General features: G+C 64.5%; 19 protein-coding genes. 11 read left to right on the top strand and 8 right to left on the bottom strand.

Annotation, left to right across the window (positions count from 1 at the left end):
- The first annotated feature begins 119 nt into the window (after positions 1-119).
- Together nadB and KA354_14995 are read left to right on the top strand one after the other, a co-directional pair.
- Positions 120-1760 carry an L-aspartate oxidase gene (gene nadB, locus KA354_15000; protein MBP7935952.1) on the top strand — a complete coding sequence of 547 codons (1641 nt, stop codon included), beginning with the start codon at positions 120-122 and terminating at the stop codon, positions 1758-1760.
- A 72-nt stretch (positions 1761-1832) separates the two neighbouring features.
- Positions 1833-2531: an HD domain-containing protein gene (locus tag KA354_14995; protein ID MBP7935951.1), complete on the top strand. Its 699-nt coding sequence runs from the start codon at positions 1833-1835 to the stop codon at positions 2529-2531.
- Between the two features lie 149 nt (positions 2532-2680).
- Here KA354_14995 and KA354_14990 read toward each other — a convergent pair whose 3' ends face one another.
- Together KA354_14990 and KA354_14985 are read right to left on the bottom strand one after the other, a co-directional pair.
- Positions 2681-2929, bottom strand: coding sequence for a hypothetical protein (locus KA354_14990; GenBank protein MBP7935950.1), 249 nt, complete (start codon positions 2927-2929; stop codon positions 2681-2683).
- Positions 2930-3383: 454 nt separating this feature from the next.
- Positions 3384-4646, bottom strand: coding sequence for an amidohydrolase family protein (locus KA354_14985; GenBank protein ID MBP7935949.1), 1263 nt, complete (start codon positions 4644-4646; stop codon positions 3384-3386).
- Positions 4647-4920: 274 nt separating this feature from the next.
- On the opposite strand from KA354_14985, the gene KA354_14980 reads away from it, so the two are divergent.
- The 3 genes from KA354_14980 to KA354_14970 all read left to right on the top strand — a co-directional run bounded on the left by KA354_14980 (position 4921) and on the right by KA354_14970 (position 8806).
- The gene (locus KA354_14980; GenBank protein ID MBP7935948.1) at positions 4921-5769 is read left to right on the top strand and encodes an electron transfer flavoprotein subunit beta/FixA family protein; all 849 of its coding nucleotides are present in this window, start codon (positions 4921-4923) and stop codon (positions 5767-5769) included.
- Positions 5770-5922: 153 nt separating this feature from the next.
- A complete protein-coding gene (locus KA354_14975; GenBank protein ID MBP7935947.1) occupies positions 5923-6963 on the top strand; it encodes an electron transfer flavoprotein subunit alpha/FixB family protein in 1041 nt (346 codons plus the stop codon).
- Positions 6964-7057: 94 nt separating this feature from the next.
- Positions 7058-8806, top strand: a complete 1749-nt coding sequence (locus KA354_14970) for an acyl-CoA dehydrogenase family protein (GenBank protein MBP7935946.1) — start codon at positions 7058-7060, stop codon at positions 8804-8806.
- Positions 8807-8872: 66 nt separating this feature from the next.
- Here the strand turns inward: KA354_14970 and corA are convergent, their stop codons facing one another.
- Both corA and trpE read right to left on the bottom strand, forming a co-directional pair.
- On the bottom strand, positions 8873-10012 hold the full coding sequence (gene corA, locus KA354_14965; protein MBP7935945.1) for a magnesium/cobalt transporter CorA: 1140 nt from the start codon (positions 10010-10012) through the stop codon (positions 8873-8875).
- 68 nt (positions 10013-10080) lie between these two features.
- A complete protein-coding gene (trpE, locus tag KA354_14960; GenBank protein MBP7935944.1) occupies positions 10081-11589 on the bottom strand; it encodes an anthranilate synthase component I in 1509 nt (502 codons plus the stop codon).
- Between the two features lie 85 nt (positions 11590-11674).
- On the opposite strand from trpE, the gene KA354_14955 reads away from it, so the two are divergent.
- From KA354_14955 to KA354_14945, 3 genes are all read left to right on the top strand, one after another.
- On the top strand, positions 11675-12055 hold the full coding sequence (locus KA354_14955) for a 6-carboxytetrahydropterin synthase (protein MBP7935943.1): 381 nt from the start codon (positions 11675-11677) through the stop codon (positions 12053-12055).
- A gap of 86 nt (positions 12056-12141) precedes the next feature.
- Entirely contained in the window at positions 12142-12627 is a 486-nt protein-coding gene (locus KA354_14950) for a UvrB/UvrC motif-containing protein (GenBank protein MBP7935942.1), read from the top strand.
- The gene (locus KA354_14945; protein ID MBP7935941.1) at positions 12624-13694 is read left to right on the top strand and encodes a protein arginine kinase; all 1071 of its coding nucleotides are present in this window, start codon (positions 12624-12626) and stop codon (positions 13692-13694) included. Before KA354_14950 ends, KA354_14945 begins: the two co-directional genes overlap by 4 nt.
- A gap of 10 nt (positions 13695-13704) precedes the next feature.
- Here KA354_14945 and KA354_14940 read toward each other — a convergent pair whose 3' ends face one another.
- Positions 13705-14343 (bottom strand): hypothetical protein, encoded by a 639-nt coding sequence (locus KA354_14940; GenBank protein ID MBP7935940.1) that lies wholly within the window; start codon positions 14341-14343, stop codon positions 13705-13707.
- A 158-nt stretch (positions 14344-14501) separates the two neighbouring features.
- On the opposite strand from KA354_14940, the gene KA354_14935 reads away from it, so the two are divergent.
- Together KA354_14935 and KA354_14930 are read left to right on the top strand one after the other, a co-directional pair.
- Positions 14502-15347, top strand: a complete 846-nt coding sequence (locus tag KA354_14935) for a prepilin-type N-terminal cleavage/methylation domain-containing protein (protein ID MBP7935939.1) — start codon at positions 14502-14504, stop codon at positions 15345-15347.
- Positions 15348-15559: 212 nt separating this feature from the next.
- Positions 15560-17191 carry a DUF4445 domain-containing protein gene (locus KA354_14930; GenBank protein MBP7935938.1) on the top strand — a complete coding sequence of 544 codons (1632 nt, stop codon included), beginning with the start codon at positions 15560-15562 and terminating at the stop codon, positions 17189-17191.
- Between the two features lie 100 nt (positions 17192-17291).
- Here the strand turns inward: KA354_14930 and KA354_14925 are convergent, their stop codons facing one another.
- Positions 17292-19640: a right-handed parallel beta-helix repeat-containing protein gene (locus tag KA354_14925; protein MBP7935937.1), complete on the bottom strand. Its 2349-nt coding sequence runs from the start codon at positions 19638-19640 to the stop codon at positions 17292-17294.
- A 314-nt stretch (positions 19641-19954) separates the two neighbouring features.
- Here KA354_14925 and KA354_14920 point away from each other — a divergent pair, with 314 nt between their 5' ends.
- A complete protein-coding gene (locus KA354_14920) occupies positions 19955-20293 on the top strand; it encodes an ATP-dependent Clp protease adaptor ClpS (GenBank protein MBP7935936.1) in 339 nt (112 codons plus the stop codon).
- A gap of 57 nt (positions 20294-20350) precedes the next feature.
- Here the strand turns inward: KA354_14920 and KA354_14915 are convergent, their stop codons facing one another.
- Together KA354_14915 and KA354_14910 are read right to left on the bottom strand one after the other, a co-directional pair.
- Complete coding sequence (locus KA354_14915; protein ID MBP7935935.1) at positions 20351-22375, bottom strand: pyruvate dehydrogenase; 2025 nt, start codon at positions 22373-22375, stop codon at positions 20351-20353.
- A gap of 405 nt (positions 22376-22780) precedes the next feature.
- Positions 22781-24943, bottom strand: a complete 2163-nt coding sequence (locus KA354_14910; GenBank protein ID MBP7935934.1) for a hypothetical protein — start codon at positions 24941-24943, stop codon at positions 22781-22783.
- Between the last annotated feature and the right edge of the window lie 315 nt (positions 24944-25258).

Below are 25258 nucleotides of genomic sequence, written 5' to 3'. Positions count from 1 at the left end.
GACACCATCTCGCACCCTTCGGGCGCGCAGTCTCTAGAATTATCGGCACCCGGATGGGTCGGCATCAGTGAACGCCCGGATTGAAACCTCCGCCACCCCACCGTACCATATCTCCTGCAATGGCAGAACTCTACGACACACGGCGGTACCTCACCAACTTCGACGTGCAGCGGACCGGAAACCTCTTCACCGACGTACTGATCATCGGCAGCGGCGTGGCCGGCCTGCGGGCGGCCATCGAGGCCAGCCGCTACGGCTCCGTCCTCCTGGTCACCAAGGACCGCATCGAGCAGTCCAACACCGCTTGGGCCCAGGGCGGCATCGCCACCGTCACCGCTCCCGACGACACCTTTGACAGCCACATCGAGGACACCCTGACCGTCGGCTGCGGCCTGTGCGACCGGGCGGCCGTCGATCGCATGGTCCGCGAGGGGCCGGAACGCATCCACGAACTCATCGACTGGGGCGGCTTGTTTGACCGACGCGGAGAAGAGCTCCTCCTCGGTCTCGAAGGCGGCCACTCAGCCCCCAGAATCATCCACGCAATGGGCGACGCTACCGGACGCGAAGTGGCCGAGACCCTCATCCGGGTCGTCCGCAGCAAAGAGAACGTCCGCGTCTTCGAGGACTGCTTCGCGATCGACCTGATCGACCTCGACGGGCGGTGCTGCGGCGTGGCAACCTACCACCGCCATTTCCGCCACCAGATCTTCTGGGCTCGCCAGACGATCCTGGCAACCGGCGGGTGCGGGCAGCTCTACCGGGAATCGACCAACCCTGAGGTGGCCACCGGCGACGGCCACGCCATCGCCTACCGGGCAGGCGTGCCCTTGCGGGATATGGAAATGATCCAGTTCCACCCGACCACCCTGTACATCGCCGGGGCCAGCCGAGCACTGATCAGCGAGGCGGTCCGCGGCGAGGGAGCCTATCTCGTCGATCGCCAGGGCCGACGATTCATGCCCGAATACGACCCCCAGGCAGAACTCGCCCCCCGCGACGTCGTCAGCCGAGCTATCCTCAGCGAGATGGCCAAGCAGAACGCCACCTGCATGTACCTCGACGCCCGTCACCTGAACAGCGAAAAATTCCGCAAGCGGTTCCCCACCATCAGCCGATTGTGCGAGGAATTCGATATCGACATCAGCACCCAAACGATCCCCGTCCGACCGGCCGCCCACTACATGGTCGGCGGCGCCCAAGTCGATCACGAGGCCCGGTCGGGCATGCCCGGCTTGTTCGTCTGCGGAGAAGCCGCCAGCAGCGGTGTACACGGAGCCAACCGCCTGGCCAGCAACTCCCTGCTGGAAGGGCTTGTTTTCGGGGCCGTCGCCGGTGCCATCGCCGGCCAGACCGCCCAGCAGAGCGGCCAGCCGCGATTCCCCAAACAACTCCAGAGCAAGCTGCAGCCATCCGGCCGAACCATGCTCGACCTCGCCGACGTCCGCAACTCGCTCCGTAGCCTCATGTGGCGAAACGTGGGCATCGAGCGATACGGCCCACGATTGGCCGAAACCAGCGAGATCATCGGCTTCTGGGGCCATTACGTCATGGACAAGGTCTTTGACGACCACGAGGGCTGGGAAACGCAAAACATGCTCACCGTCGCCCGCCTCATGACCGCGGCCGCCACCCGCCGGGAGGAATCCCGCGGCGTGCACTTCCGAACCGATTTCCCGCACCCCGACACCAAACTCGACGGCCGGCACCTCGTCCTGCAGCGCAAGAACGATGGCTTGGAGATCCGCCTCCAGGAATAACCGTCGCCCAAGGCAGTTGACTCCTCGTCCGGGGATGATTATGCCGATAATCCTGCAGCACGAGAGTTAACCATGCTCACGGATCTATGGGCCAGAGCCGAGAATGATCTCTGTCCAGCAACGGCCAGCGGGCTGCCGGATCTGACAATCTGGGAGCACTCCGCCCGCGTGGCCAGACTGACCGAAGTCATCGCCGGCTTCCCTGAAGTGAGAAGGCACGTGCTCGACCGAGCCGCCCTGGCCCTGGCAGCACTCTATCACGACATCGGCTGGCTGCTGCAGCTCCGAGCCGGACAGATCCGATCCTCCGACCTGCTGCTCAAACGAACCAGCACCCGGCAGCGCGAGATGGCATCACAGTGGATGATCGAGCATCTGGAGGGCCTTCTTCCGCCACGCGGGCTGCAGCTGGCCGCTCGCATTGTGCGGGAATGCAGCGACCGCCAAGCTCGCCTCCCTGAAGTCCAGATCCTGGCCGAGGCGGAGAGTCTGGATGAAATCGGGCCTCAGGCAATCTGGGGCATGGTCCGACGCCAGCTGACCGAAGGCAAGTCGCTTCTGGATCTGGTCGAAGTCTGGCGGCGACAACAAGAGTATCGCTACTGGCCGACCTGGATCCGCGACTGCCTTCGGTTCCCGTCGTCCCGGGTCTTGGCAGAAGAACGGTACCAATCCCTGGCCCGATTCATGGCCGATCTCCAGACCACCTGCCTCCCCCCAACCGCGCCGCAGGACAAGCCCGGGCCAATGATGGCCGAGACCCAGGCCTGACCCACCCCCGCACCCACCGGCACACGCTGTGCATCCACCACCCGTCTCTCTGGGGGGTGATAACGGGACGGGTCCGTTTTTTTCGTTATTGAGGGCGTGATAGCCGGACCCGTTCTTGCGTTATTGACGGTCCGCAATTTGCCATCGAACTACTTGAGATCGAAGCTGTACATGGTCGCCTGCTTCCATCGAAACTCAAACCGCACGACCTCACCCCTCAGAATGCGGTTCTCACCCTTCCACGCAATCGGATGATCGACCCGGTCGCCCTTGATCGGCGTGCAGTCCTGCCAGTCAAAGCCCGCACGAGGTCGGCCTCCCTTGTCGACGACTCGGACCCTCAACTCGCCTCCACCAGGATCCACCCGCGCGTTGACGGTCATGTCAGATGACCGCATCGTCGCCGTCCGCGTCAACAAGCGACCTGAGTTCCCGCCGGCCGCAAGGCCGACATACCGATCGCGGGGCATGTGGGCAAAGCCGATCTGGCGCTCCGTGAACCGCTCCGCCTTGTGCCCCCATCTGTACCCACCGTAATAGAAGCCAAGAAAACGGGACAGGTCCATTTATTGAGAGCCGACGCTCGCCGAAGCCCGCGGGCAATCTGGATACTCCGTCTTGACGACCAAGAACAAGGCGCTCGGGACTTCTTCCCTCTCCGGGACGGGACATGTGTTGTAACTGCGGAGGCCGATCCACCAACGTACCTCCCGGCTCTTTGACATCCCGAAAGCCCTCCCCAGCCCGACTCCACCTGCCGGCGTTACTGATCGCTGACCGCCGATTGCTGATCGCTGCTGCTGATTTGGGTTCGTTTGGCGCCGGGGCTATGCCCTCACGCGGACCCCCCGACTACGGGTTCACCCGCTTACCCGCGATAAACACCTGCTCAATGTGTTGAGGCTTCAAGGTGTAGAGCAGAGCCGACGCTTGCTGCTCGGTCGGAAGTCCGGCGATCCAGGGCTCAGGCCGGACCACCAGAAGATCGGCGTCGAAGCCCGGCTCCAGTGAGCCGATGCGGTCGGCCATGCCCAAGGCCTCGGCCGCACCTCGGGTCAGCAGCCACCAGGCCTCGGCCGGCGACGGCACCGTATGCGACCGCCTGGGCATGGCATGAACCTTCACCGTCTTGGCGGTGTTAAGGCACGCGACGGCGACCTGGGGCATGAACAGCTCGTACCCCCCCGCCACGCTGCTGCCCAAGGCGATGCGGATCCCGGCCGCCCGGTGGGCAACATAGTCCATCAGGCCGCTCTCCAGAAACAGATTGGCCGTCGGACAATGGACCAGGGCGGTGCCGGCCTCGGCCACCTGCCGCCGCTGGTTGCGATCCAGGAAGACCCCGTGGCCCAGCAGCGTTCGGGGGGTCAGCAGACCCGTCTCGGCGAAAACATCAACATCGTCCACGTTGTCGGGGAACCGTTGCCGGACGGCGTGGACCTCAGCCGCCGACTCGGCCACATGGGTCTGCACGTAACACTTGAGCATCTTGGCCAGAGCGGCGGCCCCGCGCATCAGCTTGTCACTGCAGGAATTGGGCATGCGCGGGCTGAAGGCGTAACTGAGCCGCCCGTTCTCGGCCCCGTGCCATCTGGCGGCCAGGGCTCGAGACTCATCCAGGACCTTGTCGGCCTCCTGGCAAAGCCCCGGCGGGCAGTCGACGTCGTGGAGCATCTGGCCGAACACCACTCGGAAACCCCGGCGGGCAAAGACCTTGAAGGACCGGTCGGTGCCCTCGGCAAACGGGCTGCCAAAGGCCGCCGCGGTGGTCGTGCCGTGGGCGATCAGCCCAGTGACGAAATCCTCGGTAAGCTTCTCAGCCAGGGCGGCGTCCTGGAACCGGGCCTCGGCCGGGAAAACCACCCGTTCCTGCCAGTCGAGTGGAGAGAGGCCGTCGATTCCCCGTCGGTCCCACTGGGGCAGATGCAAGTGAGCATCGATGAAACCGGGAATGATCCAGCATCCCTGGCCTCCCAGAACCTTGCCGGCCTTGACCCGTCCCGGGCCAGCCGCGGCGATCCGTCCGTCGTCCGCAATCCGAAGAAACGCCCCAGGGGTCACGTCGCACCGTTCGGCGGACCGTGGCTGAAGCAGGGTTCCGGCCAGCTCTTGCATGACCCGCTCCGTCTTCGACACGTCTGCAAGGCACCGCACGCGGTGCCCCCTGAGCCCTAAACACTACCGGGCCGGCTCCGCCCAATCAAGCCTCCCGACGGTCCTTGACGATTCGGCAGTGTCCGGCTAACATCCTTGCCCTGCGCTGCTTGGAACTCCCCTGCGGCGTTTGGAATCCACCGCCAACAGGAAGGCAGGAGCGATCATCGTGGGCTATGACTGTGTCGTTTGTGTCAAACAGGTCCCCGACACGGGCAATATCACCGGGGACGCCATGAAGGAAGACGGGACCGTCAACCGGCAAGCCCTTCCGGCAATCTTCAACCCGGAGGATCTCAACGCCCTGGAAGCCGCTCTGGCAATCCGGAGCGCCCACGGTGGCACGGTGACGACCATCACCATGGGGCCAGGCAGCGCCTGCGAAGTGCTTCGCGAATGCCTCTTCCGGGGCGCAGACCGAGCCATCCTCATCACCGATCGCCGGGCGGCCGCCAGCGACACACTGGCGACAAGCTACATTCTCAGCCAAGCAGTGCGAACCGTCGGCAAGTACGACTTCGTTCTCTGCGGCCGTCAGGCCATCGACGGCGATACCGCCCAGGTCGGACCCCAGATGGCCGAGAAACTCGGCATTCCCCAGGTAACCTATTACGAGGGTCTGGCCATGCTCAACTGCCGGACCGCTCGACTCCGACGGAATGTCGGCAACGGCTGGGAGATCCTCGAGACACGGTTGCCCGTTCTGGTCACGGTTCTGGACACGGCCAACGAACCCCGACCGGCGGCGGTTCGACGGCTCATGCGCTACAAGCGTGCCCGGGCACCGATCGAGATTGCCAGGGAAGTGGCGGAGGACATGCCCCATTCGACCGAGACCCAGAAGCAGACCGAGTGCGCCCGCCGGACCGCAGCCCTGGCTAAGGAAGACCTGCTGATCGAGCAGTGGGATCTGGACAAGGTCAACGCCGATCTGAAATGGTGCGGCATGGCGGGCTCTCCCACCAAGGTACATCGCATCCAGTCAATCGTGCTCACCAAGGAAGGATACACGGAAATCGCCCCGACAAAGGAGGGCGTGAGGCAGTTGATCCACGAGCTGATCGTGGACCGGACGTTGGGATGAGGCGGAACTCGCGGTGGTCAGCTTCCAGCCGTCCGCCGGAGAACAGGCGAGGGTGAAATCGCCGCGTCAGTGGGACCGACCGAACCGAGTCCCACTCCCGGATCCAAGAGAGTCGAAGCTGAACGCTGATAGCTGATAGCGAACAGGTTTTCCATGATCGAACCGAATCGTAACGGCGAAGTCTGGGTGTTTGCCGAGCAGGAAGACGAGAGTCTCAACGACGTCTCGCTGGAGTTGTGCGGCAAGGCGCGGGAACTGGCGGACCGGCTCGGCGTGAAAATGGGCGCGGTGCTGGCCGGCTGGAACGTTCGCGAACTGGCCTACCGGCTGATCGCCCACGGGGCAGACCGCGTGTACCACGTGCACGACACCCGCCTGGAGCACTACCGCACCAATCCCTACGCCCGGGTGATGTGCCAGCTCATCGAAAAGCACAAGCCGCAAATCGTGCTCTACGGGGCCACACCGCTGGGTCGCGACCTGGCCCCGCGTATCGCCTCGCAGATGCGGGCCGGCCTGACCGCCGACTGCACCGATCTGGACCTCGGTGATTACGAGGACAAGAAGACCAGCACCGTCCACAAGGACCTGCTCCTGCAGATCCGCCCGGCGTTCGGCGGCAACATCATCGCCACGATCATCAACTACGATCGCTGGCCGCAGATGGCCACGGTTCGCGAGGGCGTGATGCGAATGCAGGAAGGCGATCCCCGGCGCGGCGGCGAGATCGTGGACGAGAAAATCGCGTTCGAGGATTTCGACCTCGCCGTCAAGGTCATCGAGCGACACCGGGAAAAGCGCAAGGTCAATCTGAAAAGCGCCCGAATCATCATTGCCGGCGGCGGCGGAATGGGCAGCAAGGACAACTTCAAGCTGATCCATGATCTGGCAGGCGTGCTCGGCGGAGCCGTCGGCGCGTCACGCGCAGCGGTGGACGGCGGATTCGTCGGCAAGGAACACCAGATCGGACAGACCGGCACGACCGTGCGGCCGGCACTCTACATCGCCTGCGGCATCAGCGGTGCCGTCCAGCACCGCGCAGGCATGGAGGAATCGGCCAAGATCATCGCCATCAACTGGGACAAGAACGCCCCGATCTTCGGGGTCGCCCACTACGGCATCGTCGGAGATGCCGCCAAGGTGATTCCCATGCTGATCGAGGCAATCCGATCGAGGGGAAATGAAACGAAGTGACGAGTCTGACGACCGGCACCAGCCCGGCGGCTCGCTAACCGCCGACCGCCAACCGCTGATTGCCGACCGCCGAACCCTATGAGCTGACAATACTATGCCCAACTTCTTTGAAGACAACGATGACATCAAGTTCCTGTTCGAGCACCTGATCATGGCCGAGCTGGCCGCGCTGCAGGAAGACAACTTCACCCGCGTGGACGGGCCGGGGCGCGAATATGCGCCGCGGAACGTCGCGGACGCACTGGACAACTACCGGCGGATTCTGAAGGTCGTCGGCGACCTGGCCGGCAACCACATCGCCCCCCGGGCCGAGCAGATTGACCGCGAGGGCAATTCGCTCAACGAGGACGGCACCGTCACGCTCAACGAGGGCGTTCGCAGGAACCTCCAGCTGCTCGCCCAGGCGGATCTGATGGGGCTCACCCTCCCTCGCGAATATCAAGGGATCAACTGCCCGAACCTGATCTACACCATGGCCATCGAGATCATCAGCCGGGCGGACGCGTCCCTGATGAACCTCTTCGGCCTGCAGGGCATCGCGGAAACCATCAACGCCTTCGCCGACGAGCAGATCCGGGCCGAGTACCTCCCGCGGTTCGCCAACGGCGAAGTGACCGGGGCCATGGTGCTGACCGAACCCGATGCTGGCAGCGACCTCCAATCGGTCAGCCTCCGGGCTTGGCAGGACGACGACGGGCAGTGGCGACTGACCGGGGTGAAACGGTTCATCACCAACGGCTGCGGGGAAATCCTCCTCACCCTGGCCCGCAGCGAGCCGGATACCCGTGACGGCCGAGGACTCAGCCTCTTCCTCTCCGAGCGGAGCGAGCGGATCAAGGTCCGCCACCTGGAGAAGAAACTCGGCATCCACGGCTCGCCCACCTGCGAGTTGGTCTTCGACGACGCACCGGCCAAGCTGATCGGCGAGCGACAGCGGGGACTGATCACCTATGTCATGGCCCTGATGAACGGGGCTCGCGTGGGCATCGCCGCCCAGTCCATGGGTATCGCTGAGGCCGCCTACCACGTGGCCCGGAAATACGCCAGTACCCGCAAACAGTTCGGCGTCCCGATCGAGAAGCTGCCAGCCGTGGCCGACATGATCACGGAGATGAGAATCGCGATCGAGGCCGCCCGGGCCCTGGTCTACGAGACCAGCCGGGTGTGCGACTTCGAAAACAACATCCTCCGCGTTCTCGAACGGCACACACCCAGCGACCCGAACGAGGTCAAGCAGCTCCGCAACGACCTGCGAACTTTCAAACGTCTCAACGGCATGCTCACGCCGATGAGCAAGTACTACGCCTCAGAAATGTGCATCCGGGTGGCCAACGAGGCCATCCAGGTGCTCGGCGGCTCCGGCTACATGGCCGACTACCCGGCAGAGCGGTATCTGCGCGACGCCCGCATCACCACCATCTACGAAGGCACCAGCCAGCTCCAGATCGTGGCCGCAGTCCGCGGGGTCTGCTCCGGCTCGTTCGAGAAGCGCATCGAAGAGCTCGAGGCGGCGGACTGTACCGGCGAACCGCTGCTCGCCCTCAAGGCCGGGCTCCTCGAGGCCAAACAACTGGTCCTGGAGGCCATCAAGTTCATCAAAACCCAGGGCAACGAGTATATGGACCTGTACGGCCGCAGGCTGGTCGATTGCGCCATCACCGTGCTGGTCGGACACCTGCTTCTCCGCCAGGCGGCAGCCAACGACCGCAAGAAGGTGGTCGCCCGACGGTTCATCGAGACCGGCGTGGCCACCCTGCGCCGCGACATCGCCCTGATCCAGAGCGGAGACCAGACCGCCATACAGGCCTATGAGATGATCGCCGGCCCACCCGGCCCGGCCTAGAGCCCAACCGCAGCCCCATCCCGGCCCCATGCCTCTGCCTCGGCCCCAAAACCGGTCGCCCCCTGTCTACCGGCCGGTGGAATCGTCCCTCCGATCGATCGAGTCGCGGCCCGTCGATGGGTCGGCGGGCGAACCCAACCAGCCCTTGCGGCGGAAGTACGCGAGCATGCCGATCGCCATGGCCGCCATGAGGGTCAGGGCGAAGGGATAGCCGAGGTACCAGCTCAGCTCCGGCATGTTCCACGGCGACCTCTCGGTGTGGAAGTTCATACCGTAAATGCTCGATATGAATGTCAGGGGAATGAAAAGCGTGGCAATGATCGTCAACACCTTCATCACCTCGGTCATCCGCTGGCTCACGCTCGATAGGTACAGATCCATCAGGTCCGAGCCGAGTTCCCGGCAGGTCTCGACGAAATCGATGATCCGGACGGTATGGTCATAGCAGTCGCGAAGGTACAGCCGGGTCTCGTCGACGATATAGGGGCAGGGATCGCGAAGCAGCGAGTTCATGGCTTCACGCAAAGGCCAGATCGTCCGCCGCAGCGTCATCAGGTCGCGCTTGATCCGGTGAACGCGGGACGCGGTCTTGCCGGTGGGGGAAGTGAGGATCTCATCCTCGATTTCCTCCAGCCGCTCGCCGGTCGTCTCCAGCACCGGAAAGTAGCCGTCGATCACCGCGTCAATGACGCAGTACGCCAGGTGATCGGCACCCGCCTTCCGCACGTGACCGACGTCGTTCCGGATTCGCTCGCGCACCGGGTCAAACGGATCGCCGGGGCGGCCCTCCTGGAACGTGACCACGAAGTTCCGGCCCAAGAACAAACTCAGTTGCTCAGTCTCCAGGCCGTCATTGTAGGTGGCCATGTGGGCCACCAGGAACAGATGATCGCGATACTGCTCAACCTTGGCTCGCTGATGAGTGTTGACCGTGTCCTCGACCGCCAGGCGATGCAGGGCGAGGATGTCGGCCAGACGCCCGATCATCTGGACATCGCCGAGGCCGTCGACGTTCACCCAGGTGACCGGCCAGCGATCCAAGTACCCGCCCAAAACGGCAACGTCCTCAACGGTCTGCTCCGTGTAACCCTCGTCGCCGTAGGCGATGACGCGGATCACCGGCCTGGACGCGGAGGGGTCGGCCACCAGCGTGCCCGGCGGCGTTCCAGGCGGATTCCGACGTCGCAGTCGCTTCTTGCGGGACACCTCTTGGACCTCGGCCGGACATCGCGGCAACCGGCAAACGGGGGAGCTCGCCTCACCGTCACTGCAACCTACTCAAAACCCCTCTCGGCGATCTCGATCGCCCGAAGCATGCCCTTGGCCTTGTTGACCGTCTCTTCGAACTCCTTGTCGGGCTCTGAGTCGGCCACGATTCCGGCACCGACCTGAACATACGCGTGGTGCTTGCCGAAGGTATCGCCCGGCGTGATGACGATGGTTCGCAGCGCAATACAGGTATCCATGTTGCCGGCAAAATCAACGTAGCCAACGGCCCCGGCGTAGGGACCCCGCCGAGTGGGTTCGAACTCGTCGATGATCTGCATGGCCCGGACCTTGGGGGCGCCGCTGACGGTCCCGACGGGCAGCGTGGCTCGCAGGGCATCGAATGCGCTCTTGTCTGCCGCAAGCTTCCCACGCACCGTGCTGCTGATGTGCATCACATGGCTGTAGCGTTCGACGGTCATGATCTTCTTGAGCTCGACGCTGCCCAACTCGGCGACCCGGCCCACGTCGTTGCGGCCCAGGTCAACCAGCATAATGTGCTCGGCCCGTTCCTTCGGATCGGCCAGCAACTCCTCCTCGAGAGCCTGGTCTTCCTGCTCGTTGCGGCCGCGACGCCGGGTACCGGCCAGCGGACGATTGGTCACCATCCCGTCCTCGACGCGGCACATGATCTCGGGAGACGCCCCGACGAGAATCACCCGCGGCGTCTTCAGGTAGAACATGAACGGCGACGGGTTCACGACCCTCAAGGCACGGTAGATATCGAAGGGCTCAGCCACCGTCTTGACCAGCAGCCGCTGCGAAAGCACAACCTGGAAGATGTCACCGGCCCGGATGTACTCCTTGCACCCCTCGACCGCCTTCTCAAACGCTGGACGCTGGAAGTTGCTGGTAAATGCAAGCGAGGGATCGCCCGAAGGTGTAACCCGCCCGACACGGGTCAACTGCGGAGCGGCCAGTCTCCGCACCATGGCCTCGATCCGCTCACACGCCCGGTCATACCCACCCCGAACTCCCTCGCTTTCCACGTGGGCGTGGCTGATGACCAGAATCGTCTTGCTCGCATGGTCGAACACCACCATCGTGTCGTAGAGGTTGAAGAGCAAATCGGGCAGATGGCGATCATCCGTCGGGGGCGTCGGCAACGGCTCGTAGTAGCGAACCGTGTCGTAGCTGGCGTACCCCACCGCCCCACCGGCGAAACGCGGCAAGTTGGGCAAATGCACCGCCCGATAGGAGGCCACCAGGTCAGCCAGCCGTCGGAGCGGATCGCCGGTGCTCTGCTGCTGGCGGCCTTGAGGACCTTCGATGGTCACTTGGTCGCGTGTGGCTTCAAAAGTGACTTGGGGATGGGCGGCCAGAAACGAGTACCGGGCCACCTCGACGCCACCAACCACACTCTCAAGTAGAAACGCGTACGGACTGTCCGGAGCGATGGCCGCAAAGGCCGTTACCGGGGTTAGATTGTCGCCCAGCAACTGGCAGTAGACCGGAACAGCATTGCCGCGCTGGGCCAGCCGCTCAAACTCCGCAAAATCGGGGAAGTACTGTGCCATGAACGGCATGGTAGCCCCCCCTGCCGGGTACGGTCAACCGGGCAGGTCTTGCCCACCCACCGATCAGACGGGTAACCTAATGGCGATGTACGAAGTCAGGATCAAAGCTCATTTCTGCGCAGCCCATCAGGTTCCGCTCGCAACCGGCGCCCTCGAGCCCCTCCACGGACACGATTGGGAGGCCGAGGCCGTCTTCCGCGGACCGCAACTCGACGCCAGCGGCATTCTGGTCGACTTCACCGCCGCCGAGAAAGCCCTTCGCCAAGTACTCGTTCCGCTGCAAAACGCGGTCCTGAACGGCTCGCCCTTCATGGCCGGCTTGAATCCCACCGCCGAGCTGGTCGCCAAACGCATCTTCCAACGCCTGGCCGAGGCGATGGGTCACCCGGGCGCGCTGGCAGCCGTGTATGTCAGGGAAGCACCCGGATGCGTGGCCGGCTATACTGCAGAAACGTCCCAATCTTGACGATATAACGTCGGCAGTCTAACATCCAATAGGGTGATCGAGAGCAAGGACTGATCGCTTGATCCCGGCGATCCTGCAACGAAACCATGGTTTGCCAACGATGCAAGAAGCAGACGGCCACCGTCCACCTGACCGACCTGGTCAAGGGTGAGAAACGAGAGAAGCACCTCTGCGAGCAGTGCGCCGCCCACGAAGGCGTCACCGTCAAACAGCACATCTCGATCAACGACGTCCTCAACTCGTTCCTGATGTCGCAGACCGGCGTTCAGCAACTGGCCCAACTCAAGTGCCCGGACTGCGGGATGTCGTTCGTCGAGTTTCGCAGCCAGGGCCTGCTCGGCTGCCCGCGCGACTACGACGTGTTCGGCGAGGTGCTGAACGGCATGATCGAACGCGCCCAGGACGGGCATACCCAGCACACCGGCAAGGCACCCGGGCAGTCCAGAGTCGTCGACCCTCGACAGCAGAAGCGGCTCCGACTCCATCGGGAGCTGCGCGAAGCGATCGAAAACGAGAAGTACGAGCTGGCCGCTCAACTGCGCGATCAGCTCGCGGAGCTGGACGCCCAATGACCCTCGACGAACTGGCACGATCCACCGGCGAATGGCTGGCCACCGGCGGCCCTCTGAGCGACGTGGTCATCTCATCGCGCATCCGTCTCGCTCGGAACGTGGCCGACCAGCCGTTTCTGAGCCGGGCCTCTCGCGAGCAGCGCACCGAAATCGAACGTACCCTCTTCGAAGCCGTCACCGCGTGCAACTTCGGCCAGAGCACCTTCTACGTCGATGTGGACAAGAGCGATCCGCTCGACCGGCAGCTTCTGGTCGAACGGCACTTGATCAGCCGGCAGCACGCCGATGCGGAGGGCAGCCGCGGTGTGGCCATCGCCTCGAGCGAGACGTTCGCCCTGATGATCAACGAGGAAGACCACCTCCGCATCCAGGTCATGCGCCGAGGCCTGAACCTCGACGAGGCCTGGGAGGAAACCACACGCGTGGACAGCGCCCTCGAATCGCTTGTCGATTTCGCCTATCACCAGCGGTACGGCTATCTCACCGCCTGCCCCACCAACGTCGGCACCGGCCTGCGGGTCTCAGTGATGCTCCACCTTCCAGCCCTCAAGCTGACCGGAGAGATGGAGAAGGTGTTCCGGGCGGCCAAAGACATGCGGCTCGCGGTTCGCGGCCTGTTCGGCGAGGGCACCGACGCCCTCGGTGACTTCTTCCAGGTCTCCAACCAGGTCACCCTCGGCGAAAACGAGGAGGACATCCTCTCCGCGTTCAAGGCCAACGTCATCCCCTCGGTGGTCAAGTATGAGCAAGAAGCGCGACGCGTCCTTCAGAAGGACCAGCTGGCCATCCTGGACGACAAGATCTGGCGGGCGTTCGGCTTGCTCCAGAACGCCAGGACCATGAGCACCGAGGAGGCCCTCTACCTGTTGTCCCATCTCCGCATGGGCGTGGTACTCAAACGCATCCAGAACGTCAATCTGGACGCGATCAACGAACTGTTCCTCGCCATCCAGTCGGCCCATCTGCAGAAGCGCCAGGGAACCAAGCTGGACGGCGAACACCGATCCATCCTTCGCGCCCAACTGATCCGCGACTGCCTCGCACGGGCAACGACCAACAAGAACTGACGCCCCCCCCTCAGTACCCGACTTCGGTCAGCACGCGACCTACCCATGCGGGTGTCGATTGCCGGGCCGCCTCCAGGTGCCGCCGCCGGCTGAAGTAGTACACGGCCAGACCGCCTTGAAAGAAGGCACTCAAAACGATGATCAGAGAGTACATCCCGTAAGTGACCAGCGGGGCCAGCGACTGGGCCATCTTCTCGATGTCTGCCCCCATGCCGGACAGCGAGGACGTGACTTCCTCACTGGAAAACGAGAGCATCTGCAGAAGGCAGTAAATCACGATCAAGCCCAGCAGGGCCAGCTGGTTCATGGCCAGCATGCCGGCCGCTTCGGGCACCCCGTGACGCATCCGAGCCGCGCCCGAGTACTCGAGGAGCCCGATGACGCAAATCCCGAATACGATACCCATATTGAGCCAACCCGGAACCCACAGCAGGCACGGAAGACTGAGCACCCCGACCGCAAGGATCGTGACCGCGGAGACGTGGGCCACCCGGGCCGCCCGACGCACCGGCCGGCGAGCGGCCACCACCTGCCGAAGCAGCAGGAAATCGGACTCGCTCAGCGGCGAAGCCGGGTCCATGACCGGAACGGCAGGGCGGGCCGACGGGACAATGGGCAAACCCTCCGAAGGCTCGGGATGAACTGCCATGCTGGATGTTATCGGCAGAAACCGGCCGCGGCGTACCACCCCATTCTCCAAGAACGCGCCTCGAGAGACTGGAAGTACCCATAACCTTCCGATATACTTAAGCGCAACAAGTGACGACGCAGTCCGTCCAGAACAGGAATGACCCAGGAGGAATTGACGTGGTATCCAGCCTGCCCAAGGCGTGCGGCACGCGGCGAGGGAGAGGTTTCACTCTGATTGAGGTCCTCGTCGTGGTGGCGATCATTGCCCTGCTGATCTCGATTCTGATCCCATCGCTCACCCGAGCCCGCGAACAAGCCCAGGGCACCGTCTGCAAGTCCAATGTGCACCAGATGGCCGTGGCCCTGACCATCTACACCATCGACCACAAGGCATACCCCGGTCACCATCTCACCCCGGGCCTCGCGCCCGGCGCCAGCGGCTACCGCCAGTGGCAGATCCTTTGGCCTGTCCGCCTGCTGAAGTACACCCAGAAACAGAATCAAGCGTTCTCCTGCCCGTCCGCCCCCAAGGAGACGCTCTGGAACGGCAAGGACTGCCTCCTTCCATACATGACGTATGTGACCAGGTCGGACGAGAAAGGCACCTTCTCCTACGGCTACAATGACTGGGGCGCGGTCGCCAACGTCCAGGCCCCCCATCGTGGCCTGGGTGGACACATCAATGACAAGGTGCACGGCGAGCCCTCCGTAGAGAAGGTGAAAGCCCCGGCGGAGATGCTGGCCATCGCCGATAACGACGTCACCAAGGAGAACCTCTTCAGCCAAGTCTACGGGACCTGGGATACCGCCATCGATCCGTCGAACCCGAACGAGTACCCCGGCGCCCGCCACAACAAGGGAGCCAACTTCGCCTTCTGCGACGGACACGCGGAGTGGATCTCCCAGAAGAAGGCGATCGAGAAGAAGAAGCGAATGCGGGCCCGCTGGAACAACGACTTCAAGAACCACTGTGCCCAGTGGACCGACAAGGAATCCTCCATGCCTTGCCTGCCCACCGAGTAACCCGCATGAGCATGGAAAGCCTCCTGCCGGCGTGGCTGACCCTGTGAACCCTGCGGCGTATGCCAGAGCTTCCGAGTTCTGGGCCCGCCCTGCCGATCCTCGGGCCGAACGTCACCCTGACCGTCGACACCATCAGCGATACCGCCGCTCGTCGGCTTCTCCAAGACCATCCCCCGCGACATGGAAATCCCAGACGGTACAATGGGAGCCCAATGCCAACAATCAACCTGGACGGCGAACGGATCGAGATCGAAGTCGGACAAACGCTCTTCGAGGCCGCGGACCGCTCCATCCATGCCCGGCAGGAGATCGCCAGCTCCTGTCCTCGCGCGGGCCAGTGCCGCGAGTGCCTGGTCGAAGTCCGACGCGGAAATGAGGCCCTGAGCCCCCCCACTGCCTCGGAGGCTTTCCTGGCTCGGCCCGAGGATCCCAACGCACCCGTGTTCCGTCTGGCGTGCCAGGCGCGCGTGCTTCAGCCCGACGCGGTGATCGAGGTCGAGACGTTCAAACGGCATCTGCGGATCGTCACCGAGGGCCGGGCGGTGACCTGCGAGATGGACCCCTGGGTCCGGCAGGCGGCCAGCGGCACGCTCTGGTTCGGCGATGAACTGATCGGAAGCTGCGAAGGCCCGATCCACGGTGCGGCGATCGATCTGGGCACGACCACCGTCGTCGTGGACATCGTTGACCTCGCCACTGGGCGGCAAGTCGCCCAGCATGCGTTCGAGAACCCGCAAAAGTACGGCGGCAGCGATGTCATGCACCGGATCTCGTACGACGCGCGGCGGCCGGGGCAGCTCCACCGCACCCTCATCGCCCACCTCAACGCTGCCTTCCGGTCTTCCTCGGTGTCGCCGGAGTCGATCTGGGCCGTGGCCGTGGCCGGCAACCCGACGATGCGCGACCTGTTCTTCGGGCTGGACGTCCAAACCATCGGACAGAAGCCGTACGTATCCCACACCCAGATCGAGTACCAGGCCGGCAGGCGACCGAGCACCGCCCTCTGGACCGACGCGGCCAACCTGGGCTTGGCCACGCACCCGGCGGCGCGGGTTTACGGCCTGCCGATCATCTCCAATCATGTCGGGGCCGACATGGCGGCCGTCCTGGGCACGCTCTCCGAGGAGCAGATGGCCGGTTCCTTCATGGTGGTGGACATCGGAACGAACACCGAGGTCGTGGCGGGCAAGGATGGCCGATTGCTGTGCGCTTCGTGCCCGGCCGGTCCGGCATTTGAAGGTGGGCGGCTGGGCTGCGGCATGCCCGCGGCCGACGGAGCGATCACCGAACTGCAGCGACGCGACGGCACCTGGCGAATCGCCAAGATCGGCGACCTGCCGCCACGGGGACTCTGCGGATCGGGACTGGTGGACATCCTGGCCGAACTGCGGACCAGCGGGGAGATGGACGCACTCGGACGATTCCGCGACCGGCAGCCGCGGATTGCCGTCTGCGAGTCCTCGAATCTGTTCTTCACCCGGCAGGACGGCAGTGAGCTGGCCCAGGCGAAGGCTGCCAACGGCGTGGGGCAGGCGGTCGTGCTGCGCCGGGCAGGGATCACCGTTCATCAGTTGGACACGTTCTTCCTGGCCGGAGCGTTTGCCAACAAGATGAACCTGGAGAACGCCCGGCGCATCGGCCTCATTCTGCCGGTTCCGAACGAGCGGATCGTGCGCATCGGTAATGCCAGCATCGAAGGGACCAAGGCCGCCCTGCTCAACCGAGCCTGCCGCGAGCGAATCGAGCGACTCGTCCCCACGATCGAACACGTGGAACTCGAACAGGAACCGGACTTCTTTGAGTTGTTCGTCGAAATGACCAAGATCGAGCCGATAGCACGGTGAGCCGCAGAATGATGGATACGAGGCCGGCTGGGCGCCATCAACAACGAAGCAGTACGGTTGTTCGGCAGGCGGAGGCCTGTTCTCGGCCGCCGGCCACCTCTCACTTCACGCTTGCCGCGGGAGGCAACGTCGGCGTCTTAGCAGAGTCGAGCTTGGGTACCGGCGGACTGAAAGTCGGATCGGCGACCGGCGGTCCGGCCCGAGCCACGCTGATGTCCGGGCCAGGAGGAAGAAGGCCGCGTTCGGCCAGTCTGCGAAGTGTGGCTCCGGGGGTATCCCTGGGATCGTGCAGGAGGTGCAGGGCCTGGACATCGTAGTAGGTGAACGTCGGCGAGAAGTCGTTGACCATCCCCTCGCCAACCGGTCGGGCCGAGCCCTGCATCCGTGAGAGCAAGCCCACGCGGACGTGCCCCAGCCCCAGAGCATGGCCGATCTCATGAGCGAGTACCCGTGGGCAGCAGTCTCGCGGATCCGGGGCCGAGGCAAGCGTGATCCTCATCGGCTGCATGAAGCACCCTTCCGGGCTCCACTTCATGAACGTCACCCCGCCGCGACCCTGCAGCTCGACCGCTTCCGAGGGCATATACCGCACCGGCACAACCAGCCGGTCCGGGCCGAGCGTATCGGCGGAACCCGTACGTGTCTCCGCCGCGACCTGATTCAACGTCCACTCTCCGATGCGTGGGCAGAGGAACCGCAGGTAAGCTTCGGCGGTTCGGCCGGGCGGCTCATCGAACTGCAGCACCAGCCGCGTGCCTCGCTGCCACCGGCGGAGACGAGCATCGAGACTCACATCCCCGCCGTCATCGGAAAGCGGACCCGTACGGGCGGTAAGAGCGGCGAGAATCGGTCCCGAGGGCGAACCTGCAATCACATTGAACTCGCTGGTTGAGCCCGGCTTGCCGCCGGCATTGCCTGGCCCGCGTCCCGCGGTCATCACCGTCGCGGTGGCAGTCATCACCCAACCACCGGGCACGTCGCGGACATCGACCTCGAACCGCCCTCCGTCATCGGCATGGAGCGTTCGAAGGAAGCGAGCGGCCTCGCCGGCGCGATCCAGAAAGAGCTCGATCCGAGCACCGGGATCGGCCATGCACACCACACGCGGGCCGTCGATGCGGACGGGCGTGGGCACCAGCGGGTCGATGTGCAGCGGACCGCGATAGATCGGTCGCATGCCGTTTCGCTGAAAGAGGGACCGGCTCACCAGGCAGGCACCGCCGTCGCCGGCATCCGGGCAGGCCACGCCACTGTACCGGTTGGCAGAGAAGGTGCAGACGTCAAACTCGGCGCTGGACCTGTTGCACAGGCTCACGCCGTGAACGCCGTTGCCGGTGAACAGCGTGCGCTCGGCCTCGGCTCGAGCCATGCCGAAGAGTACCAGGCCATAGTCGGTGTTACCCTCAATCTGGGCGTCGGTTGCCGCCAACCGGGCACGATCCTGGAGTTCGACTCCCCGGCCACCGCTTCTGGCCAGCCGCGAGCGAACCAGGGTCAGCACCGCGTCGCCGGTGGCAAAGACGCCGAAGCGCGAGGCGTGCTCGGCGACGCACTCCGTCAGGGTCAGGGTGGCCATATCGCTCAGATCGACGTTGGCGAAGCGGCCGCCGCGGATGGTTGTCCCGGTGAGGCTGACCTGGCTGCGGTTGGCCGCGACAACCCCCCACTCGCCGTTCCCGTCGAGCCGGCACGCGGAGCCCTCGGCCTCAGCGTCGTCGAAGACGGCCAGGCCGGACTGGCCGCCGTTGAGGATCGATGTATTGACCAGCGAGGCCGAGCTTCGACCGTGCAGTTCCAGGCCATGCGTGCGGCTGGCCGAGAGGGTGCAGTCTCGGAGGGTGGCCGAGGCCTGCCCGAAGAGTACCACGCCCGGCCCGCCGCTCGTCTCGATGGTGACGTGTTGGAGGATGATCTGTCCTTGGTCCTTGACCACAATGGTGCGCTGCGCCGCGTTGCGCAACGTCACCGCCCGAACGGTCAGTCGCCCGTCCCCCTCGACGATGACGGCTGCCTCCCGACACGCGGAGGCGTCGAGTACAAGACCGCCGGGCAGTCGGCTGCCGTCGATGGTGATGGGGCCCGAGGTGTTCGTTCCGCGGACCAGCGGCCTGGTGAGATGAACGGTGCGCGGGGCATCGCCGAACGAACCTTGGTCGAAGGTGACGAGTCGGTTCGCGGGATCACCGACTGCCCGCACCAACGCGTCCGGCAGAAGTGCCGTTTCCGTGGATTCGGCAGGAGCCCCGCCGAGACGAACCGGGATGCACGGATCTGCACGAAGAACGACGGATCGGCCTGGTTCGGCGGCAACCTCCGCGTCTTCGCCCGCACCTTGGAACTCGACATAACCCCCAACGGGAATCGCGGAGCAGCAGATCCAAACGATGGCAATGGCCGCCATCGCCAGCCGAGGATGAGCGATCCGGAAGCGGATCGAGGGCGTAAACATGAATAGGCGATTCCTGTGTCGTCGAGACCTCGGCGATGGCTCGGCGACCCCGAGGTGATATCGGTCCGGCAGGTCATCCCCTTAACAGCCCGCTGATCGGCTTCCCACTTATTTGAACCGTAGGGTGTTCACCCTCCAGGGTAAGGGTCCGCAAACCAATCTGCGTCCTATAAGGACGAGGAGGTGATCATCGTTCTGGGTGCTTGGGTCATGTTCACGTTTTCGCCCGGAAGTGTGTTGGCAAGTTAGGCAAGCATCGATACAATGGGGCCAGATTCGAGGAGCATCGGGGGCGGGAACGAGGAGCATCGCCGATGACCGATCAGAACAATCAAGAGTCTTTCGGAGACATCCCGGTGAGCGCTCGGCCGGGCAAGACCCAACCTCGCCAGTCCGTGAAGAAGGCCAAGCGAAAACCGCTTCCGCCTTGGCGCGTCGTTCTGCACAACGATGACGTCAACGACATCGAGGATGTCGTCAAGGCGATCTGCAAACTCACGCCCTTGAACACTGAGGAAGCCGTCGCTCGAACGTTGGAAGCGCACCAGACGGGCCTGGCCCTCTTGCTGGTCACGCATCGCGAGCGCGCGGAACTCTACGTGGAACAGTTTGCCAGTTGTGGCCTGACGGCGACCGCTGAACCCGAGACGTGAGCTTTTGGGCATCGGGTCGCGACGCGGGCTCTCTTCCGGGGCGGGATTTCCAGCTTGTCAGGATGTGATCAGCCGAACGGCCTGGCCGACCGCGCGGTCAACCCCTGGCAGGACCTGGAGTTCGGCCGGTTTCGAGCTCGGGATGGTGCAGTCGGCCGCGTAAACGCGGGCGGCTTTCAGACCGGTCAGGCGCGGATCGCTTGCCAGCTGGGCAATCAGTTCGCCCCCGAAGCCGGCGAAGCCCTGGCCCTCCTCGATGACCAGGACGTTCCCGGTTTCGCCCACCGACTCGACGATCGGCTCGATATCGAGCGGATAGAGCTGGGTGGGGATCAACAGCTCACCGGACAGTTCTTCTCGCTGGCGAAGGGCGATCATGGCCGCCTCGGCGAGTTCAACCATGCCGCCGTAGGCGACCAGCGTGATTTGGCGCGGGCCAGTCGGCCGGAGGCGAACGGTGGGGAACGGCGAATCGGTAGCCGCGATCGTGTAGCTGGCGGGCGGCGCGGGTTCGGTCCGCCGTCCATAGAGCGTCTTGTTCTCGATGACCAGCGTGGGGCGATCGAGTGCCGCGAGCAGGGTGTGGTAGAGAATGCCAGGGCAGTACCGTTTGTGGAGGGCCAGGACGCGCGTGCCGGGAACGCCCAACAGGTGTTTCTCGAGGCACTGGCTATGGGTGGGGCCGTATCCGCGGTAGCCTCCGCTGGGCGTCCGGATCACGAGTGGAACGGTGACCTGGCCGTTGTACATCCCGGCGAACTTGGCAGCGTGATTGATGAACTGATCGGCGGCCAAGAGCAGGAAGTCGCCGAACATGATCTCGACCACCGGGTGACGGCCGGCGAGGGCGAGACCGTTTCCGAGTCCGGTGATCGCGGCTTCGCTGATTGGCGTGTTGAAGACGCGCCCGTCGAATCGGGTGCTCAGGCCGGCGGTCACCTTGAAGGCCCCGCCGTACGGATCGCGGATATCCTCGCCGAGCAGGACGATCCGTTCGTCGGCTGCCATGGCATCGCCCAGCGCGGAGCGAATGGCGTCCACCGCGCGCTGCGGCTGGAAGTCGAGCGGCTTCCACAGGCAAGCGTGGGCCGGCGATCGCCCCCCCGCAGCGATCGCCGGCCTTGTGAGTGTGGTGATCTCGACGGTGGTGTAGGGATCTGTCGACGCCCGGGTGACCGCTCGTTCGATCCGCTGATCGATGGCGGCCAGGGTTTGCCGCGTCTCCGGGCCGTTTTGAGCGATGAGGCGGTTGAGCGTGTCGCGCTGGGCGTATGCGGCCACCGCGGCGGGGTCGCGTTCGTCGTCGCCCTTGGAATGGGCCTTCAACCGGTAGGTGCGGACGTGGAGGATGAGCGGTTGGCCGCTCCGTCGCACCTGGTCGGCGGCGAGGGCTGCCTGGTTGATCAGTTCCGCGGGGTGCCAGGTGTCCGCCGTCCGCACATCCATACCGAAGGCCTGGGCACGGCCAGCGATCGTTCCCGCCAGCGTCTGGGACTGGTCGGTCGACTGGGACACGCCGTTGTCCTCGATGACGACCAATAGAGGCAGCGACCACTTCGCGGCGATGTTCAGGGTTTCGTAGACAGCGCCCTCCCCAAGTGTGCCGTCGCCGATGAACACCGCCGCGATCGTGCCGCTGGTGATCAGCTTGCGGGCCATGGCCAGGCCGGCCGCGACGGGGACGATGCCCCCCTGGATCCCGTTAGAGTAGAACGACTCGCGGCACAGGTGCTGGCTGCCGCCCCGTCCGCCGCACACCCCGGTGGTCCGGCCCATCAGTTCGGCGATGAGTCCCTCGACGTCGCCGGTGCGGGCCAGGTAGTGGCCGTGCCCGCGGTGGTTGGTGAAGACTGCGTCGCCGCTATGAAGGGCATTGGCCACGGCCACACCGATCCACTCCTGGCCGATGCAGGTGTGAACCGTGCCGAAGAGCTTGCCCTCGGCAAACAGGGACAACAGTCGCTCCTCGGTTCGGCGAATAGTCAGTGCCTGGCGAACGAGGTACCGAGCGATGCCGTCGAGTACGCCGGCTGACGGTGAGGCATGAGCCGGGTTGGCCTTTCGGCTCGGGTCGTTCGGCATGGCGACCCGGTCCGTTTCGCAGGCGGTGGTCTGGTGGCCGGGCAGGGCATCGGCGCTCTGGGACTCCAGGACGACTGGGTTCATGCCGGGATTATCGGCGATTGGATGAGGCGGCTGAGGTTATCGGATTGTGGTCTGGGCCCGGACCCGAGTGTCCGATAATCCCCCCGATTCTGCGGGACAACCGCTAGCCGTGCCGACGCTCGTCGGCCGCTCGGATACCTGGCGGCGGAGCCCATGATCCGCTCGCTTCGCGCAGGTCGTTCGTCGACCGTCGTGGAGTCCGATGGCATCATCGCCGGGTTGAGCCGCCACACCGAAGCCTGCGGGGTATACCACCTTATAACACCTCTAGACACTACAGCAGTCTATCGTTCACCTCCATAGGGCAACTGACTCCTCCCCTCATCTCGTCCACTTCACGATCAGGGTGGCGCCTTCGGGGACGTTGGGGAACCTGACCAGGATGGTTGGCCCGTCGGCTTTCCAGGTGACTTCGAGGGCGGCGTCTTTCGCATCGGTGGCGGTGATGGACTGGGGTGTGGATCCGGCCGCGAAGAGGCGGACGATGGCGGGAGTTTCGGCCGGGCCGCGGATCAGGGCGCGGGTGGTGTTGTCGACGAATTGTTCGCTCAGCAGGCGGTGGGTGGCATGCAGGACGCAGGGCTTGGCGGGTCCGGTTGGGGTCATGAGTGAGGTGACGTCGCGATAGACACCGCTCTGGCCGAGTTTGAGCTCGGCCTTATCGCGGAGCGGGAACTCGGGATCGAAGACATCGACGACTGGGCCCTTTACCGAGACCGGTTGGTGGATGGCGTGGGCGATGACGAATGGGCCGCGTCGCATGACGAATTCGCCGGGTCTGGCGAGCTTGGCGGCGCCTCCGGCCGCTCGCAGGGCGCGTTCGATGAGCCGCAGGTATTCCTCTCGAGCGACCCTGGGATCGACGAACCGTCGCGGCGAGCCGAGCTGGCGATAGACCCAGCCCTGGCCGACCTGGCGGTCTCCTTCCGCGCCGGGCTCCAAGCCCAGCTCGGTCTTGAGCAGATGGGCGAGCGGATCGCCGATGGGCAGCTTGCTCCACCACAGCGAGCCGTCGGAGATTTCGCCGCCGGTTCCGAGGACGATGAGTGAGCCGCCGCGTCGGACCCAGTTGGCCAAAGCGGTGTTCATCCGCAGGTCCATCGGCTTCATCTCCTGGTAGGACAGCACGATGACCTTAAACTGATCGAGGTAACCTGGATCCAAGGCGCGTTCCAGGAGGCAGGCGGAGGCGGGGATGCCTTCGTTGACCAGGGGCAGGAACATGCCGTAGACGCCGTCCAGGAGGGGTGAGGCCAGTTGATGCCAAAGCAGGGTATCGGTGACGGCCACGCCGATGCCGGCTGTCGGCTGATCGATCGGATCCTGCAGCCACGTGCCCGACCTGGGGATTTCCTGTTGAACCTGAATGGCGGAGAGGACGATGATTCGGAATCGTTCGGGGGCGGGGGTACTGCCGCCGGTCGAATAGCCGGGCAGGAAGATGCGGTCGGGCCAAGGCATGACCTCGAAGGCGTCGACGTTGGGCAGGAGCAGTTCGGCGGCCACGCAATGCCGGTACCATTCCTCGAACTCCGACCACTTGTGGTTGGGATCGTCCTCGACGGGGTCGGTGAGGAGCCACAGCTTGCGGTTGGTGCCGCGGGTCAGCTGGTCGAAGTAGTCATAGAGGACGTAGGCGGACGCGAAGAAGGACTTATCCGGCGAGCTGTAGTTATGCAGGGCCCAGTTGACCGGGCCGGTCCAGACCTGGCCGATGTAGCCGTCGATCTGTTCGATGGCGGTCGAGGTGCCGAGGGGGGCGACGAGGTGAGCGGCCACATTGCTGTACAGGCTATGGACGGGGAAGACGAAGGGGATGGTTTGGCCGGTGCGTTTCTCGCCCTGGACGACGGTCTGGCCGAGTTGGCGTTGGAGCTCGAGGTAGAGCTCGTTTTTGAGCTGGCCGGTGAGGAATCGGGCGGTAGGTGAAGTTCGTTCGGGTTCCCATGGTCGGTGGTAGCGTTGTTCCCAAGCCTTACGGAAGGCGTTCTCGTAGCCGGTGTGAGCGTGGGCGAGGGGTTCCTCAGGCAGGATGGCCTGGGCGCCTAGGTCGATTGACTGGGTTGCCATTTCCTGCAGGTACCTGGTCCAGCCGGGCGTTGGCAGCATGTACGGGCGGACGCCGGCGCACATGACCACGTCGTTCTTCTGATCGCGTTCGACCTCGTCGGGGTGTTCGGTTCCGTCCCACTTTCCGGTCCAGTACTGGTTGGTTGCGTCGGAATCGGCGAAGAACATGCGGCCGACGGTGAATCCGCGCCGGCGCCAAGAGTTGATCGTCTTACCGAGGCGCTCGGGGGCTGCCCCGTGCTGGTGGACGATGACGCCGTCGACGGCGATGGCGAGCCTGGGGTCGTAGCCGGTATTGGTCTGAAAGACTGTCTTGCAGTCGAGGAATTGCCGGTCGACCTTGGCGGGCTCGGCTCCTGTCGCCGCCGTCATCGAGTACAGCACTGCGCCAAACGAAGCCAACGCTGCCCGCATATGCATGCTCCTGAGGGTCTGTGAATCGCGGAAGCCGACCGGTTTTTTTCCCCGGCGGTTCTTCCAGGTCGGCCATTGTACCCGGACCGCGGGTCAGGATGAACGCGTTGGGGGGTGTGGGTTCCCCTGCCGAACGGACCCATGGCCCTGGTGGGCCACCCGCGTTCTTGAGCCTGCGAGGGTTGTTTTCCGCCCTTGATCTCGTGAAAACCGCAGCGCCAAACGAAGCCAATGGCGTTGGTTGCGGTTCAACTCGCGTCTGCGGGGAATAACACGACGGGTGTCCCGGACAGAGAGCGGGGAAGCGAGAGGTTG

It is taken from the genome of Phycisphaerae bacterium, from assembly GCA_018003015.1.
Taxonomy (GTDB): domain Bacteria; phylum Planctomycetota; class Phycisphaerae; order UBA1845; family PWPN01; genus JAGNEZ01.
The sequence above is the reverse complement of the archived record's forward strand: the minus strand, read 5'-3'. Positions and strand labels throughout refer to the sequence as shown.